Source organism: Allobosea sp. (assembly GCF_017308075.1).
Taxonomy (GTDB): domain Bacteria; phylum Pseudomonadota; class Alphaproteobacteria; order Rhizobiales; family Beijerinckiaceae; genus Allobosea.
On sequence record NZ_JAFKFX010000046.1, the window covers coordinates 1 to 13,528 of the forward strand.

Sequence of the window (13,528 nt, forward strand, 5' to 3'; positions counted from 1 at the left end):
GCAGTTCGCACCAGCGACGGCCCGAACCAGCCGAGATACTCGCCGGCGCTCACCGGCATGACGCCGATATCGGCCATGGTCAGGATGTTGAGCCCCACGGCGACGCGCGCCAGCGTGTCCGCGCCGACCTGCGTGAAGACATCCCCGGCCTTGGTGAAGCGCTTCAGGCGGATGGTCGACGCATCTGTGGAATAGAGCGCGAGACCGACGAGATAGCCAGAGGCCGAGACCGCGTCGCCGAAGACGTAGGTGCCGGTGTTGAGGTTCGGGGCCGATGCCGGCGTGCCGGGACAGCCGATGCGCTGCGTCGAGGACAGCAGTTCAAGCGCGGCGCCGGTGACGGACGCCGCCTGTGCGACACGACCGAGCGAGCCACGCTCGGCCGGGGCGCCGACCTCGAATTGCATCTCCAGACGCGCATTCGTGACCAGCGTGCCGGTGAACGACGTCTGATCGCCGGAACCCGGCGTCGCGCTGAGGACCGGCGTCGCAGCGACAGAGCCGGTAGCGTTGGTCGAGCCGAGATAGCGCGCAGATGCATCGCCGGGCAAAATGGCCAGGCAGAGCCCCGCCTGAAGCGGAAAGTAGCCGAGCGCCTTGGCGTCAAGGTCGAACTCGCCGGCCGCCACCGGCACCGGCAGATCAGGTCCGACCTGCGTGAAGGTGTTGCCGACAATGCTGCCCTGTTTGATCCGGACCAGCCCGCCGCCGTTGAGCCCGACGCCGCGGAACCGGCTCAGAGGCCCGTCCTTGCCGATCGGATCCGGGAAGGCGAAGACCGTATGGCTCATCGCAGCCGCGGCCACTGGCGTCGCGGGGTTGCCGACAGGCTGAAAGGTTGCGGTTTCATCGATCGAGGTGATCAAGCCCACATCGATCGTGTGAAAGCGGTCTGTAAGCGACGGCGAGCCCGCCCGTGCAGTCACGACTTCGCTCTCAACCGCTCCCAAGCCCACATCGATCGTGTGAAAGCGGTCTGCAAGCGACGGTGCGCCCGCCCGTGCAGTCACGACTTCGCCCGCAACCGCTCCAAGGACGCCTCCGTCCTCGGCCGGCAGCGCGCCGATGCGGGTCCAACTGCCTGCGCCGCTTGCGCCGGTCTTGAGGTAGACGCCGTTGGACGAGGGGTTGGCCTCGCCATACACACGAGTCTCCACGCCCGCCGGCCAGTTGAGCGTAAGCTCGGAGACGAACGCGACCGGCGGCGCGACCGCGGCCATGAGCAATTGGCGCGCGCTTGCGATTGGCATTCGGCCGGTAGCGCGAGATGGGCCGAGCTCGTAGTTCACAACGAGCTCGATCGCTGACGAAACCGCGGGCAGATTTGTGGAGCGGACGGGATCGGCCATTATTCACCCCTGAGAAAGAGCGTGGAGAGATTGATCAGCCCGCCGGTGCGGTTCTCGACGATGAAGGAGCCGTTGCGGGCTGCGAGATTGAGGACGCCATCGGCGCCGGTCATGCCGCCTAGCGCCGAGGTCGAGAAGTTGACCGTGCCGGTCTTGATGAGATCGGCGATCGCCGGCGAGGAGGCGCAGCGCATCCAGCAGATGCCGCGCGGCGTGCCGGCGACATCGCCGAAATAGACCAGGAATCCGGGTACGGCGGCGCCGAGACTGATCTCGATGGCCGTGTCGTCGGCCAGGGCGACGAGCTGGCGGCGCTGCAGGACGAAGTTTGCCAGTCCCCCAAGATCGGCTGATTTCGGCACATTGCTGCCGCCCTGAAAGACGTCGATCTTGTCTGCGCCCGCAAGCGCCGCCGCGGCTGCAAGGTCGCTGGTGTTGAGGATCGCCATCGCTATCCCGCTCCTCTGATGTTTCTGGCGCCGGCGCCGCGCAGGTTGCCGGCGCCGGCACCGCGGGCGGCCTGGCCGCCGGTGACGGCGACGGGGCCGAACGGCGCCGAGACGTTGCACTCAAAATCCTCGGTGGTGACGCGGTAGTCCCAGGCGCCGAAGACCGTCGCGTGCCGGATCGAGCGTGTGCCGGACGCCTCGCAGAGCCGACTGCCGGCGAGCGTGGCCGCTTCGGTGCCGGCCCAGGGCGCACCGGCCGGCATCTGCCAGAAGCTGATGCGGTAGGTCAGGTCGTCGTCGCCGGCGGTCGCGGTCAGCTGGATCGCGTCAGGGACCGCCTCTGCCGTCAGCGAGACCGGCGGCGCGAGCGCATCCTCATCATCGCCAACGGTCACGGTGATCACCGCGGTCCAGTCGCTCGGAATGCCGGCGCTGGAGATCGAGCGGGCCTGGAGATGGACCACGTCACCGGCTGCATACCCACCGAAGGCGACTGTGCCGGCGCCGGCTAGGCCGCTCGCGGGGCCACTCCATCCTGGCGCGCCGTTGAGGAGATGCTGCACCTCGAAGCGCACGACCGCGATCGCGCTTTCGGCCGCCCGCAGTTGCACCACGATCCGGCCGGGTGTGCCGGTCGTATCGCCGCCGGCACTGACGGCGATGACGATCGGCGCGGGGGGCGGATTGGTGCTCCCGGGCACCTCGGCGCCGACGCGGCCGTCCCAGGCCGGCGGCACCTCGAGATCGGTGAGCTCGTCGATAATCGGCGCTGCCGGCAGCAGCGTCAGCCTTGTCCGCATGCGGCCGGCATTCTCGACCGAATGGACCAGGGCTTCGACGGTGACCTGCGCGAGAGGCCCGATCGCAACATGGTCACGGGCCGAGGGCACCGGCCCGGGGCCGACCAGGCGCAGCGCGCGCGTCGGCCCCGGCGGGGCCGAGATCTCGCGGGTCACCACCTCGCCAAGCGAGCCCTCGGTCTGTCCGGTCCGGAACTGGATTCCGTAAGTCACGTCCGGATCCAGCTCGACGTCGGTATCCAGCATGATCAGCATGTCAGTGACGCTGGAGACGAAAGCTGCGGCGCTGGTGGCGTCCAGCAGCTTGTGGCTCATCGCGACGAGGTCGCCGCGCGTCGCCTGGCGCAGCAGCCCGTCCTGCTCGCGCGTCCAGCGCTCGCGGCGGTAGGTCAGCTCGTATTGGCGCCGGCGCGCCGCGATCCAGACCTGATCCGGATCGACGATGCCGGGGAGCTGCAGTTCCTCCGTCAGGCGGATGGGCCCGGAATGGCCCGGCCAGGGGATGATCCGCTCGGCGCTCTCATAGTCGCGCGATCGGTCGGGGAATTTGACCCTGAAGCCGTCCGGTGGCCGCAGATAGGTGATCTCACCTCTGAAGGCCGAGCTGTTCACCTCGGAGAGGTGGTCGACGATGATGCTCTGCGGCCGGTCGATGATGACGCCGAAGGCGCGGCCGTCGTCGCGAATGGCGGCTCGGCCGGCTGCGGCGACCTCGGCTTCAACCTCACGTATCGCAGCGGCCGTGTCGTGGACGCGATCATAGGCCAGACCTTTCAGCCGACAGAAGTCGTGCCAGGCCTCGTATTCGTGCCAGTGGAACTGTGCGTGGGCCCGTGGCTTGGCCGCGCCCGGGCCTCGCCTGACATAGAGCGCGAGCGAGGCGGGATTGCGCGTCTCGCGGGTGATCCAGGTGCCGGTCCCGGCGTCCCAATCGGGACAGAGGGGCGCGGCGACGCAGTTGATGTTGTCGATGCCGCCGTTCAGCTGGTTCGTGACCTTGATCCGCATCGCGATCGACGCGACGGGCTGGTCGAAGGCGAGCGGATATTCAGGGCGGAAACCGCGCAGCGCGTACCAGACGCATTTGTCGGTCACCAGGCTGGTGGTCGACTCGGAGGTGAGCCGTGCGACCTGGATCTCGTACTGGCCGCGCACCGGGACGTCCCAGGCGACGGTGCGGAAGAACGGATAGGTCTGCTTGGCCCAGATGGTGAGCTGCTCGACGAGTTGCCAAGTGTCTGTGCCGGCAAGCCGCTGCTCGACGCGGACATCGAAATACCAAAGCCGCTCGGTGCCATCAGTCTTTCGCCAGACCATTCCGGCCGGAAAATGCAGGTCGAGCTCGACGCGGGTGATATCGCGCGGCGTTGCGCGGGTTTCTGGCTTGGACGGCCCGGTCAGCACGACGCCGACGCGCTCTTCGACCACCTGGCTGGTAATCAGCGTGTGAGGCAGGTCGCTTTCGAGCCCCTCGCGGATCTCGACCGCAACATCCGAGAACTCTGCGATCGGGGTGTCGCCGATCTTGATGTTGCGAATGGCATGGGGGCCGAGCCCGACGATCAGCAGGAGATAGGCGTACTGATCGTCGCCAATGACCGTTGTGTAAGGCGTCATGGCGAAGGGCGGCGCGAAACGATGCTCGCCCAGCACCATCGGCACGTCGCCATCCGGATTGAGCGAGTTGCGAAACCCCTCGACGGTGTAGTGCGGCTTGGCTCCGGACGCGTCCTTTCGCGAGGGGAAAAGCGCCTGCAGCAGGAGATTGCCGCCGATACCGACGCCAGCGGTGATCAGTGCCCCCGCCACGCCCGCGCTGATCTGAAGCGCACTGGCCAGTGGCAGCGCCCAGTACTGGCCGAGGGCGACGGCCGCGACGGTGACCACCACCGACAGGATCGTGCCGACGTTGCCTTTACCCGGGACAAGTCGGACCACGACGGTCATGCCGGCCGCCGGCCTGACAAGGCGCCAGTTGGCACGCTCGATCACCCAGGCGCCACGCGGGCCGGCGATGCTGACTCGCAGCCGCGCGAGCGCGCTTTCAGGCAGGCCCGGCATGGCGAGATCGACCATCTCGGCCAGGGTCAGGCCCTGCGGGGCCTCGATCGAGACGCGGGCGCTGCCGGGATCGGTCACCGGCTGGGCGATGAGATGGACCGCGGCGTTCATGCGAAGCCTCGGCCGAGCAACTCGCGGTGGCGCCGGATGCCGATCAGCCGCCAGCGCCAGACACCGCTCGACCAGCTCGCGACGACGCTCGATCCGCCTTCGACCATGTGCAGCATGCGCCCAGGCGCGGCCGCGCCGAGCACCAGGCCGAGATGACGATCGGTGCGGCCGCGGCGGAAGACCAGGACGTCGAGAGATCTCGCCTCGCCGAGGGCGACCTCGATCCAGTTCTGCCCGTCGGCCACTGCGTCGACCAGAGCCGCCGTTTCGGCCATCTCGCCGGCACATGGCACCGCGTCATAGGCTGGGAGCTCGATGCCGGCGACGTAGGCGTAGGCGAGCCGGCACAGGCCCCAGCAATCATGGCCGCCGCCATCGCGACCGCCGTCGCGATATGGTATGCCGACAAGGTCATGGCTCCAGTGGCGCGTCATTTGAACAACCCCGGCAGGCGATCGCGGGTCATGCGCTGGGCGGGCCAGTACTCGCCCTCCTCGCTCTCCCGCGAAATGGAGAGGGTGATCTCGGCGGCGTCGTAAGGGACGCTCGCCAGGCTGAAATCCAGCGCCTCGAACTCGACCAGGTCAGGCGCGCTGGCGAGCACGACCGCGATATCGAAGCGCGCCGGCGTCGTGGTGCTGCGCAGCGCCTCGATGATGCGGCTGTCGACGTTGGCGAGCACGATCTCCGCTGCCGGGGGCGCCTCGGCGCGATCATCCGGGATGACGGCGCTCATGATGGCGTAGAGCCAGGGCTCGCCGTTCGGATTGAGCCAGCTCGAGCGCGTACCGTAGACAAGGGGCTCGATCGAGATGCGCTCGGCCGGATCGCTGCAGAGGCGCACGTCGAAGTCCAGATCCTCATGGGTTATCAGGATCAGCACGCACTGGACCTCGTCCGAGACCGGGTCGCCCAGCGCGCGGCGATAATTGAGGGAGACGCGCCGGCTCATGGCAGCACCATCAGGCTGACGGCGCGCTGGTAGCGGATGCCGATGATGCGCTCGCGCGGCGCCGATCGGCCAAACATGCAAAGCCACCAGGCCGCGATCAGGATCGGCCGGCCGCTGGCATCGAGGAGCGGCAGGCCGTCAGCGGTCCCGAGCGGATAGCCGTCCAGCGTGGGATCCTGCATCACGAAGGGCAGTGTGCCGCGCCCGGTCTCCTCGGCCCAGAACCGGTCGAAGCGCGCGGCCTGGTCGCGTGTGAGGTCGAGCACGAGCGCGATCTCCTGCGCCGTAAGCGAGGCAGCGCGCACCGGCTTGGCGACAGCGGCTTCGGTCGGCATCCAGATACGTGCGTCGCCAAGCGCGCGCTCATAGCCGGTCCGCGTCGGCTGCAGCAGCTCTTCGGGAAAGATCGGCACGCTCATCGCCGGATCCGCCGCGATCCGACGCCGAAGCGAGCCCGCAGCGCCTCGCCCGTATGTGAGCCAGGCCGGCCCGCCGCTTCGGCGGTCTGCTCGTCGATCCACAGCCGCATCCGGCGGCCGTCCGGTCCATCCTCCTCTTCGGCGGCCACATCGACCGGCCGGCCATTATTGAAGACCTGGACATTGGTGGTGCGGCGGGAGCTTTCGCCGGCTCCCGGCAGCGCCGTCGAGCTGCGCATGGTGTTGTCGACGACGAGCCTGACCTCCCGCGGCTTCAGCGCTGCCGCCAGGATGCCCTCGGCGTTGTTCATCTGCTCGGGGGTGAAGACACCTTCACCGTCGCGCAGGATGGTGCGCCGCTCGCCGGGAAGCAGGGCGCCGGTGTGCAGCCGCGGCGCGCCGACCCAGTCGGCGATGTTGATCGGTCGCGAAGACGGCGCGGCGGCGCCGACGATGCCGCCGACATGATAGAGCCCGCCGGTACCCGACGAGATCGTCGGCGCGCCGGCACCGAAGAGCGAACTGAGCAATCCGCCACCGCCCTTCAACAGGCCGCCGAGGCCGCCCAGGACCGATTGCAGCACGCTTCCGATCGTCGAGGCGATGCCCGAGACGAGCTTGCCGATGCCGCCGAGCAAGGTCTCGAGGATGCCGCCACCAGAGGAGCCGCCCGCAATCTTTTCGGCTGAGACCTCGATCTTGCCGCCGGCGCCGGCGAGAGCACTCGCCGATCCTGAAAGCGCGCTTGAAACGTCCTTCACGGCGGGCTGCACGGCTTCGAGCGCCTTGCCTGCCGCCTCGCCGCCCTTGGTTACCGCATCGAGCGAGCCGCCCATCGCCTCGAATTTCTGCTTCCAGACGTCGAGGAACTGCGTCGAGGTCATATCGGCCCGGCCGCCATTGCCGGTGATCGCCTGCGCCGCCAGGCCCGGCCGGTCGCGGTAATAGGACAGGCTGTTCAGCGCATCGGTCGCGCGCATATTCGGATTGGCAAAGAGAGCCTTCGCCCCGCCGATTCCCTGCTGGTGCGCGACATAGGTCTCCCAGCCCATGGCGTCGCGGCCGAGCACGGGCCTCAGCGCCGCGGCATTGTCGCGCCAGAGCCGCGCGGCTGCGTCGGCCGAGGCGGACGCGTCGAAACGCGCCGCACCACCGAGCCCGTATTGCAGCCCGGTCGAGGGCGCGAACTGGAAGAGGCCGGCGTGCTTGCCGTTGGTCGCGGCCGGGTTAAAGCCACTTTCAATGCGGGCGAGCGTCGCGAACTGGTTGGGGTCGATGCCGTATTTTCCGGCCGTCGATGCCAGCATTGCCGACATCTCGGATGACGGCCTGATGCCACCGAAGCTCGAGGCGATCTGCTTTGCCGAGCTGCTCACCGACTGCGTCGCCGAGCTGGCGATACTGACCTTGGCGTTTTCGTTGGCCGCTCCCAGGCCCTTGCCGCCGCCAAACAGCCAGCTGAACAGCCCGCCGATCCCTCCGGCCTCGGAAATGGTCGGGTTGTTGGTGCCAAACAGCGCGTTCTTGAGAGGGTTGAGAACCGCGAGCTTCATCAGCGTCGAGAGCAGGTCCTGGGCGACGCTCTTGGCGACCGAGCCCATGTCCTTCCAACCCTCGCGGCCCTGCAGCAGCTTCTCGCCGAGCGTGTCCAGCGCGCGCGAGCCGGCCGATTGCAGCTCGCTGTAGGCGGCCTTCTGCCGCTCCAGGCTGGCCGTGGCTTCCGCCTTCGTGGCCTCATTGGTCCGGTACCGGGCGGCCAGATCGCCGGTCAGCCCCTGCTCGCGGATCTTCTGCTCGGCGGCGACGAGCGCGATCACCTTGCGCTGCGTCTCCGCGCTCTCGCCGACGACGGCGATCTCGGCGCGCAGGCGCTCCAGCTGCTGCTCCTGGTCGGAAACCAGGCGCTGGCCGGCCGCTTCCTTCTCGGCGACGGCAAGGTCGGCATAGCCGCGCTTCAGCGCTTCGATCCGCTCGAGGAGCACGCGCTTCTCCTCGCCCTCGGCCTTCGCGGCGGCGGCCAGCAGCGGACGCAGCTCGAGCTCGAGACGCATCTGGCGCTCGGCATCGGCCTGGCTGGCGCCGCCGGCGACGGCCGCGGTCGCGTTGCGCTGGGCCTTGGCCTGATCGCCGAGGTCGGCAGCACGGGTGCGGGCTGCGCCGATCGCCTCCTGCAGGGCACGCGTCCGGGCCTGCTCGGCGGCCGCCTCGGCCATCGCGCCGGTCACCACTTCGCCCGAGAGCGCGATCTTCTCGCGTTGTGCGGCCAGCTCGGCCCGGGTGACCGGGTCGCGCGTCTGGGCGATCTGGGCGTCGATGCGGTCGAGCGCCTGCTTTTTCTCCGCCTCCGTGCGATACTCCCGCAGGCCGTCGATCGCGCGCTTCGTCGCTTCGATCGAAAATTCGATCTGAGCGATTTCGTGGGGCTCGAGGTTCGGAGCGGCGCGGCCATCCTCCAGCACCTTGAGCTGATCTTTCAACTCGGCGAGGCGCTTGGCCCGCTCGTTGACCGGGGAGCCCTTCGCGAGATCAAACGCCTTGTTGCCGGCGTTGTCGCTGCGCTGGGCCTCAGCATTCGCGGCAGCGCGATCAGCCTCGGCCTTCTCGGCCGCCCGCAATTCTGCCAGCTCGCGTTCCCACCGGGCCTTGTGGCGATCAGGCCCGAATTTCAGGAGGCCCTCGAGGCGTTCAATCTGCTCGCCGCGCGTCGGGCCGGACATGGCGCGGTCGATTGTACGGCCGAGAGCATTCCAGCCGTCGTTGGCGACCTTGCCGGCTGCAGCAACGGCGCGGCCGAACGCCGTCATGCTCTTTTCCGCGCTGGCAAGGCGGTCAGGCAATTTCGCGATCAGAACGAGGCGGGCTTCCTCCTCGCGGTTCTGCGCGACGAGCTGCTGGACATAACGCATCGTCGCCGAATCGATCAGGCGGTAACGGCTGAAGAGCTGCTCGGCGCCCTTGGCCGGATCGGCGAAGATTTCGGCCAAAATCCCCTTGGCCGCATCGACATCGGTGCCGATCGTCGCCGCGAAATTCTTCGACATGCCGATGATGCCGGAGAAGCTCTCGACGCCGATCTTGCCGGTGCGCAGCAGCTCGGTCGACATCGATCGGGCCGAGCTCACCGAGATGTTCGCCGCCGCGGCGCCCTCGGTGGCGATGCGCTCGATCTGGCTGGCGGTGGCGCCAGAACCGCGGCCGATGCCGGCGAGCGCCGTCTCGACCGCCTTGGTCGACTGCAGATAGCTGTTCCAGGCGCTCGCCCCGACGAGCAGTGCAGCCGAGACGCCGCCGAGGCCAAGGCGCAGCGGCGTCAGCACCGCGGTCGCGGCCGAGAGCGTCTGACGGACGCCGCCATAGATCTGGATGATCTGCGGGCCCTGCTGCAGAGCGACCTGCAGCGGCGACAGGCCGAGCGCCAGCGACTGCGCCACGTCGTTGGCCTGGTACATCAGGTTGGCGCGCTGATCGGGCCTCAGCGGTACGACATTGTTGCGCTGCGCCGGCGCGGGAGGTGTCGGGCTGGGCGCAGGCGCCGGCGTAGGGCTAGGCCGCATCGGATTCGGTGTCAGACCAGCGGCGGGCGTCGGCACCTTTCCCAGAGCATCCGTAGCCCGGCGGCCCGCGGCAGCAGCGGCGTCCAGCTTGTTTCCGAGGGCGTCGACCGCGCCGGCGGCCTCGCGGGCCTCCCTACCAAGCGCGTCCACTTCCTTGCGGGCGGCGGCCGCGCCGGAATTCAGCCCCGACGCTTCTGCGCCGGCGCGATCGAGCCCCTTGCCGAGCGCTTCAAGATCGGCAGCGCTGGAACGGGCTTCCTTGCCGACCGCATCGATTTCCTTGCGGGCGGCCGAGGCCTCCTGCCGGAGTGAGGTCGCATCCGCTGTGAGCTTGAGAGCGAGCTGAAGGGTCATGCGCCAGCCCCGTTGAGCACGGGCAGCGCCGCCGCTTCCATCGCCTGCAGATCGGAGAAGGCGACGGCCTCATGGCCGCCGCGGCGGATGATCACGTCGGCATCCGCGTAGCTGAGGCCCTGATAGATCGTGATCATCCGATCGCCGGCCACGACCTCGGCCGTGCGCCAGGCGGTCGCACAGGCGGCGAGAAGGGTCAGAGCTGGCCAATTGCACGACCACACGCGGGTCACATCCTCTTCGGGAGGGAGAGACGCTGCCTCGGCCGGGACACGCACGCCGAGGATCGCTAGCTGGGCCTGGATGGCCGGATCTGAGTCCGATGCCGGACGCCGATAGATCCGGCCGCTGGCGTGGCGCGCCCAGGCTCGCGCCGCGTCCTTCAGTTTCCCAGGCGAGGTTCCGCCGCCATCCCGGCCCGATAGGCCTCGTAGACAGCGCGCTCGAACCAGGCGCGCTTCAGCAGCTGGCGCAGAGCCTGCCCGCTGAAAGGGATCGGCTGCTGGCCCGCGTCGACGATGTCAGCCCAGCCCTTCGCAACCTGGACGAGGAAGTCGTGCTCATGGGCGCGTCGCTCTTCCGGCGAACGTGCCGCCTGCTCATCATCCCAGCGCCGGGCCTCGTCCTGGTCGACCGCCAGAAAGGTCATGCGGAAGCTCTGCTCGACGATCGCGTCGGGTCTCTCGGAGCTCGGCATCTTCACCGTGACGGTGCGTTCGAAGCTGTGCTGGTCGGTGACGACGAACATGGGCTGTAACCTCGTTTTGAAGCGGCTTTGAAAGAGAGGCGGAGGCCGGGCGGCACCGGCCGCCGATCAGGTGAAGGTCAGTGCGAACTCGTCGTCGCCGGTGACCGAGCAGAACATCAGCGGCAGGGTGTTGTTGACGATCTGCTGGGACTGCCCGTAGCTCGGCCTGCCGATCTCGACGGCCGCGGCCGAGAGCGAGACGATGTTGCCGGCCGCAGTTCCCTGCTGGATCGCGACTGCGCCGCGGGTTCGAGCCTGGGCGATCGCGAACCAGTCCTTCGTGGCCAGGCTCTTCGCTTCGAGCACCGCCGAACCCACGCTCTGACGATCGACGATCTCGATCGACTCGTGGTTGATCAGCATGCGCGGCTCCACCTGGTTGCCGAGCGTGAACTGGAAGCTCTCGACCGGCGCCGAGAGGCCGTGGATGGTCGCAACCGGCGTGTTGGCCTTGCTCGCCGGGCGCGGACGCTGGAAGGCGCTGACGTCTGCACCGGTCACGACTGCATCGGCGATCGTGCCGAGCAGGCCGAGGAAGGTGAAGCGCAGGCGCGGGATCTGCGAGGGCGCGATATCGAGCGCGAAGGTTCCGCGCGCGCCGACGAGCGCATGACGGACGCCGGCGAGCACCATGTAGATGTCGACCCATTCCGGCGACGACGAAACCGGCTCATAGGCGACCGAGGTGGCCGGAACGATGGTCTCGGCGAGGCCGCAGGCGCGCAGCAGCACGCCATAAGCCGGCGCGGTTCCGGCTGTGCCCGAGCCGGCAAGCTCGATCGAGAACTCGCACCGAACATGGGTGCCGACGAATTCGACGCCCTGGTGACCGAGGAAGGGCCGCGCCAGATCGCGCTGCACCTCCTGGCCGGCCAGCGGCTCGATGGTGATGTCGACCGTCGCCAGCATCGCGTCGGTCGCCGCGGCGGGCACCGAATCCGTGCCGTACGTCGCCCCCTTCTTCGCCAGGATGACCTGGTCGCGCCACAGCCTCGCCATGGATCACTCCTCGCTCTTCTTCGACTCGCGCGCCCGTGCGCGCGAAGGATTGGTCTCAGCCGCGGTCTCCGCCTGCGGCGACGGGATCTCGGGCTTCGCCGCGACCGGCGCCGGGATGGTCGCCAGTTCGTCTTCGATGCGCCGGCGCTCGCCGGTCGCGGGGTCGACGCGATAGCGCCCGCCCTGTCTCACGCCCATCACAGGCCCTCCGTCAGTTCGTAGGTGGTCTCGAAAGTTTCCTGCCAGACGACGACGCCGCCACGGGCGCGAACGAGCTCGCCGGCGACATGGGTCAGCATCTCGGCCGAGGCCGGCTTCCAGCCGACCAGGCCGCGACGTACCGCCTTCTTGAGGGCGCCGATCTCGGAGGCCGCCGCGGCACCGACATGGTCGGCAACGTTGCGGGTGTAGATGATCACCGCGAGCTGGCAGCCGGTCTGTTGGCCGACCGCATTGCCGAAATAGCGGTTCGGCTCGCTGCGCTCGTCGACGATCGCGACATAGGCTGCCGGCATGGCCAGCGGCGCGTCGGCGATCGCCGCCAGGGCGGCCGCGCCGTCGACGACGGCGAACGGCGAATTCGCCATCGTGCGCAGCCGGGCGATGATCTCGTCGGCGTTCACGGGCTTACTCCCTCAACGCCGGGGATCTCGCGCAGCGCATCGTCGACGATGGCGAGGACCTCGCGGCGATCGTCGTCGTCGAAGCCGAGGAACGGACGGGCCGGGATCCTGATCACATGAGCGCCGACCGCGACCTCTGTCGCGACCGCCTGCTTGCGCTTGCGCTTGATGAACTTCGGGTCGAACTTGCCGGTCTTGGCGTTGAATTTGCGATAGATCGTCTGCGTCCGCGCCGGCCGCTCGATATCGACACCGAGCTGATGCGCGCGGGCCGTTTTCACATTGGTGCCGACTTCGACGGTATCGGCGGTCGCCTCGTAGACCATGCTGTCATAGAGCCGGCCACGATTGCGCAGAAGCTGCGGGGCCGCCCGCCTCGCCGCCGGCATCTTCGCCAGGGTGGATCGCGCATGGCGCTGCCAGGGCACGCCGCCCGGGCCAGCCTGCGCCTCGAAGCGCCGCTGCGTCGAGAAGAGAAGATGGGAGCCGATTTTGTCCATGGGCGGCTCGCCGCCGGCCTGGATGATCCGATCGAGGGCCGAGATCACGGCCGCATCGTCGACGGTGATGCTGACGCCCGCCATCACAGCCCCCGCAGGCTGTCGCGGCTGAAGACACGCTCCGGCCCTTCGGCCCTGATGGAGCCGCCACCGGCCTGGGCTGGCACCGCGCCGCCGACATCGAGCGAGACCAGGCCGCGGCTCACATCCTTCAGCCAGCCGATCGCCTGAAGATAGGCGCGCTCGACGCCACCATCCTTGTCGGCCCGGTGGCCATAGAGGAAATAGCGGGCGAGATCGCAGCCGACCTTGACGAGCACCGGCGGCACTGCGGCGAGCGGCAGCGCATAGACCTTGCCAAGATAGGAGTCGATTGTGGCTGCGGCATCGCCCAGAGAGCGCGCCATGACATCATCGTCGATCGCGACCGGCGGGATCGTGCGATCGGTAAGCTGGATCAGCTCCAGCTCACCGAAACGGTCGATCAGGTCCTGTTTGGTCGCGTAAGCCATGTCATCCTGCTGAAATGAGGTGGCGGCTTCTCACCGCCTCGAAGGGCAAGCAGTCCCTCTCGCTGCGCCGGGTTCGCGCCCGGGACGCCTACTCAGC

The 13,528-nt window shown here is 68.5% G+C and carries 13 protein-coding genes and 1 pseudogene; all 14 read right to left on the reverse strand.

Annotated elements, in window-relative coordinates; all coding sequences use genetic code 11:
- Positions 1–1,349 (reverse strand): annotated as a pseudogene (locus tag J0J10_RS23170) (hypothetical protein); the annotation flags it as partial.
- Positions 1,349–1,798, reverse strand: a complete 450-nt coding sequence (locus J0J10_RS23175) for a hypothetical protein (RefSeq protein ID WP_291649542.1) — start codon at positions 1,796–1,798, stop codon at positions 1,349–1,351. The pseudogene J0J10_RS23170 and the gene J0J10_RS23175, both read right to left, overlap by 1 nt.
- A 2-nt stretch (positions 1,799–1,800) precedes the next feature.
- Positions 1,801–4,770 (reverse strand): TipJ family phage tail tip protein, encoded by a 2,970-nt coding sequence (gene gpJ, locus J0J10_RS23180; RefSeq protein WP_291649544.1) that lies wholly within the window; start codon positions 4,768–4,770, stop codon positions 1,801–1,803.
- Positions 4,767–5,204, reverse strand: coding sequence for an NlpC/P60 family protein (locus J0J10_RS23185; RefSeq protein ID WP_291649546.1), 438 nt, complete (start codon positions 5,202–5,204; stop codon positions 4,767–4,769). The genes gpJ and J0J10_RS23185 overlap by 4 nt, the downstream gene beginning before the upstream one ends.
- Positions 5,201–5,722: a hypothetical protein gene (locus J0J10_RS23190; protein WP_291649547.1), complete on the reverse strand. Its 522-nt coding sequence runs from the start codon at positions 5,720–5,722 to the stop codon at positions 5,201–5,203. The genes J0J10_RS23185 and J0J10_RS23190 overlap by 4 nt, the downstream gene beginning before the upstream one ends.
- Positions 5,719–6,141, reverse strand: coding sequence for a hypothetical protein (locus tag J0J10_RS23195; RefSeq protein WP_291649548.1), 423 nt, complete (start codon positions 6,139–6,141; stop codon positions 5,719–5,721). The genes J0J10_RS23190 and J0J10_RS23195 overlap by 4 nt, the downstream gene beginning before the upstream one ends.
- Entirely contained in the window at positions 6,138–10,049 is a 3,912-nt protein-coding gene (locus J0J10_RS23200; RefSeq protein WP_291649549.1) for a phage tail length tape measure family protein, read from the reverse strand. Before J0J10_RS23200 ends, J0J10_RS23195 begins: the two co-directional genes overlap by 4 nt.
- Positions 10,046–10,273, reverse strand: coding sequence for a hypothetical protein (locus tag J0J10_RS23205; RefSeq protein ID WP_366826084.1), 228 nt, complete (start codon positions 10,271–10,273; stop codon positions 10,046–10,048). The genes J0J10_RS23200 and J0J10_RS23205 overlap by 4 nt, the downstream gene beginning before the upstream one ends.
- A 158-nt stretch (positions 10,274–10,431) precedes the next feature.
- Entirely contained in the window at positions 10,432–10,797 is a 366-nt protein-coding gene (locus tag J0J10_RS23210; RefSeq protein ID WP_291649553.1) for a hypothetical protein, read from the reverse strand.
- 66 nt (positions 10,798–10,863) lie between these two features.
- Complete coding sequence (locus J0J10_RS23215) at positions 10,864–11,796, reverse strand: phage tail tube protein (RefSeq protein WP_291649555.1); 933 nt, start codon at positions 11,794–11,796, stop codon at positions 10,864–10,866.
- 3 nt (positions 11,797–11,799) lie between these two features.
- Positions 11,800–11,994, reverse strand: a complete 195-nt coding sequence (locus J0J10_RS23220; RefSeq protein ID WP_291649557.1) for a hypothetical protein — start codon at positions 11,992–11,994, stop codon at positions 11,800–11,802.
- Positions 11,994–12,419: a phage tail terminator protein gene (locus J0J10_RS23225; protein WP_291649562.1), complete on the reverse strand. Its 426-nt coding sequence runs from the start codon at positions 12,417–12,419 to the stop codon at positions 11,994–11,996. The genes J0J10_RS23220 and J0J10_RS23225 overlap by 1 nt, the downstream gene beginning before the upstream one ends.
- Positions 12,416–13,003, reverse strand: a complete 588-nt coding sequence (locus J0J10_RS23230) for a phage virion morphogenesis protein (protein WP_291649565.1) — start codon at positions 13,001–13,003, stop codon at positions 12,416–12,418. The genes J0J10_RS23225 and J0J10_RS23230 overlap by 4 nt, the downstream gene beginning before the upstream one ends.
- Complete coding sequence (locus tag J0J10_RS23235) at positions 13,003–13,431, reverse strand: gp436 family protein (protein ID WP_291649567.1); 429 nt, start codon at positions 13,429–13,431, stop codon at positions 13,003–13,005. Before J0J10_RS23235 ends, J0J10_RS23230 begins: the two co-directional genes overlap by 1 nt.
- Between the last annotated feature and the right edge of the window lie 97 nt (positions 13,432–13,528).

What these genes read in the sequence shown, in the direction of transcription:
- J0J10_RS23175 (WP_291649542.1), bottom strand. Translation starts at nt 1,798, where the DNA reads ATGGCGATCCTCAACACCAGCGACCTTGCAGCCGCGGCGGCGCTTGCG.
- gpJ (WP_291649544.1), bottom strand. Translation starts at nt 4,770, where the DNA reads ATGAACGCCGCGGTCCATCTCATCGCCCAGCCGGTGACCGATCCCGGC.
- J0J10_RS23185 (WP_291649546.1), bottom strand. Translation starts at nt 5,204, where the DNA reads ATGACGCGCCACTGGAGCCATGACCTTGTCGGCATACCATATCGCGAC.
- J0J10_RS23190 (WP_291649547.1), bottom strand. Translation starts at nt 5,722, where the DNA reads ATGAGCCGGCGCGTCTCCCTCAATTATCGCCGCGCGCTGGGCGACCCG.
- J0J10_RS23195 (WP_291649548.1), bottom strand. Translation starts at nt 6,141, where the DNA reads ATGAGCGTGCCGATCTTTCCCGAAGAGCTGCTGCAGCCGACGCGGACC.
- J0J10_RS23200 (WP_291649549.1), bottom strand. Translation starts at nt 10,049, where the DNA reads ATGACCCTTCAGCTCGCTCTCAAGCTCACAGCGGATGCGACCTCACTC.
- J0J10_RS23210 (WP_291649553.1), bottom strand. Translation starts at nt 10,797, where the DNA reads ATGTTCGTCGTCACCGACCAGCACAGCTTCGAACGCACCGTCACGGTG.
- J0J10_RS23215 (WP_291649555.1), bottom strand. Translation starts at nt 11,796, where the DNA reads ATGGCGAGGCTGTGGCGCGACCAGGTCATCCTGGCGAAGAAGGGGGCG.
- J0J10_RS23220 (WP_291649557.1), bottom strand. Translation starts at nt 11,994, where the DNA reads ATGGGCGTGAGACAGGGCGGGCGCTATCGCGTCGACCCCGCGACCGGC.
- J0J10_RS23230 (WP_291649565.1), bottom strand. Translation starts at nt 13,003, where the DNA reads ATGGCGGGCGTCAGCATCACCGTCGACGATGCGGCCGTGATCTCGGCC.
- J0J10_RS23235 (WP_291649567.1), bottom strand. Translation starts at nt 13,431, where the DNA reads ATGGCTTACGCGACCAAACAGGACCTGATCGACCGTTTCGGTGAGCTG.